The 1,962-nt window shown below is 54.6% G+C and carries 3 protein-coding genes; all 3 read right to left on the bottom strand.

Annotation, left to right across the window (positions count from 1 at the left end; genetic code table 11):
• Positions 1–391: aspartate/glutamate racemase family protein (locus tag ACRESJ_RS33915; RefSeq protein ID WP_431761780.1), on the bottom strand; the 391-nt coding region annotated here is incomplete at its 3' end.
• 20 nt (positions 392–411) lie between these two features.
• Positions 412–1,341: an electron transfer flavoprotein subunit alpha/FixB family protein gene (locus ACRESJ_RS33910; RefSeq protein ID WP_431761779.1), complete on the bottom strand. Its 930-nt coding sequence runs from the start codon at positions 1,339–1,341 to the stop codon at positions 412–414.
• A gap of 14 nt (positions 1,342–1,355) precedes the next feature.
• A partial coding sequence (locus ACRESJ_RS33905; RefSeq protein ID WP_431761778.1) for an electron transfer flavoprotein subunit beta/FixA family protein occupies positions 1,356–1,962 on the bottom strand: 607 nt, incomplete at its 5' end.

Raw genomic sequence — 1,962 nt, 5'->3', positions numbered from 1 at the left:
GAACCATGTCACGCAGATATGGAACGGCTTTGTGGTGATCGGTGACCAGCACATATTCATGGCCGTAGTACGGGGCCATCTGCATGGTTGCTTCAAGCGGGCCAATCACAGGAATATCGACCAGCTCGCGGGCAACGCGAACGCCAGGGTCGTAGCAGCAGCCCACGATCACAGCGTCGAAACCTGCCTTTTCAGCTTCGATGCAACTTTCGAAAATGGCTTCTTCGATCAGGTGCTTGCTGTAGTAGTAATCGATGTTCTCAGGACAGTTCTTGGTGTTAGTGACTACAAGCTCGGCCCCACCGGTCAGATACGGAGTCATGGTTTCCATGATCAGGCCATTGTAGGCATCGGTACCGAACGGGTTGATGAAGTTAATTTTTACACCCATGACGCTCTCCAGTATGCGTATTACAACGCGTTAGTAAGTTCGGGAACGAGTTCGAAAACATCACCTACCAAGCCAAAATCGGCGACCTGGAAGATGGGAGCCTCTTCGTCTTTGTTGATTGCCACAATGATTTTCGAACCGGTCATACCCGCGAGGTGCTGTATCGCACCGGAGATGCCGAAAGCGAAATAGAGCTCTGGGGCGACGATTTTTCCGGTTTGACCGATCTGCCAGTCGTTCGGGGCAAAGCCCGAGTCTACCGCTGCGCGGGAAGCACCAATGGCGGCACCCAGCTTGTCTGCGAGAGGGCCCAGCGTAGCAGTGAATTTCTCTGCCGACCCCAGAGCCCGCCCACCTGCCACGACGATTCGAGCAGATGCCAGTCCAGGACGCTCGTTGGTTGCGAGAGCGTTGCTCAAGAAAGTGGTCGGCACCTTTTCAGCCGAGATGGCAACGACTTCAATCGTTGCATTACCCGACGCACCTACTGCGTCAAATGCAGTGGAGCGGATGGTCAAAACTTTTTTGGCATCTGAAGACTGCACGAACTGAATGGCATTGCCGGCGTAAATTGGCCGGGCGAACGTGTCAGGCGAAATGATCTCGATCACTTCGGAAATTTGCATCACATCCAGCTTGGCAGCAATGCGCGGCAGAACGGACTTACCTGCAGTGGAGGCGGACGCCAGAATGACCTCGTACTGAGAGGCAAGCTTGACGACAACACCGGCGACCGACTCCGCGAGTTGATGTTCCAGGGAGGCGTCGTCGGCCAGCAGCACTTTTGTCACGCCCTCAAGCTTTGCAGCTTGGGCGGCAACGGATTCAACAGCATGGCCAGCAACCAGAACGTGAACGTTTTTCTGGAATTTCATAGCGGCACCGACAGCCTTGGCAACGTCGTCTGCCAGGACGCCAGCGGTGTAATCAGCAAGAATAAGAACAGACATTATGAACCCCTATTTCAACCGATGACCGAAACGGCTTTGAGCTTCTCAACCAGCTCTGCCACCGAGGAAACACGAATGCCCGCTTTACGAACTGGCGGCTCTTGAACTTTCAAGACTTTCAAACGAGGCGCCGTGTCTACGCCGTAGTCCGCTGGGGTCTTTTTCTCCAGCGGCTTTTTCTTGGCCTTCATGATGTTCGGAAGAGAGGCATAGCGCGGCTCATTCAGACGCAGGTCGGTAGTGATCACAGCTGGCAGCGTTACCTGAACAGTCTGAGAGCCACCGTCCACTTCCCGGGTAATCACGGCTCTATCGCCTTCTACGGTCACTTTGGAGGCGAAGGTGGCCTGAGAGGCGTCCATCAAAGCGGCAAGCATCTGACCTGTCTGGTTACTGTCATCATCGATTGCTTGTTTGCCCACAAAGACCAATCCAGGCTGTTCAGCGTCGCAAACGCCTTTGAGAATTTTAGCGACGGCCAGTGGCTCAACAGAGTCTTCGGTTTGAACCAAGATCGCGCGATCAGCACCCATTGCCAAAGCCGTACGCAGGGTCTCCTCACACTTGGCCGTACCGATGGAGACCACGACGATCTCGACAGCAAGACCGGCTTCCTTCAGC

The sequence above is a fragment of the Pseudomonas sp. genome (assembly GCF_050739655.1).
In the GTDB taxonomy this organism is placed as follows: Bacteria; Pseudomonadota; Gammaproteobacteria; order Pseudomonadales; family Pseudomonadaceae; genus Aquipseudomonas.
Note: the sequence above shows the minus strand (reverse complement) of the source record. Positions and strands in the feature narration are given on the sequence as shown.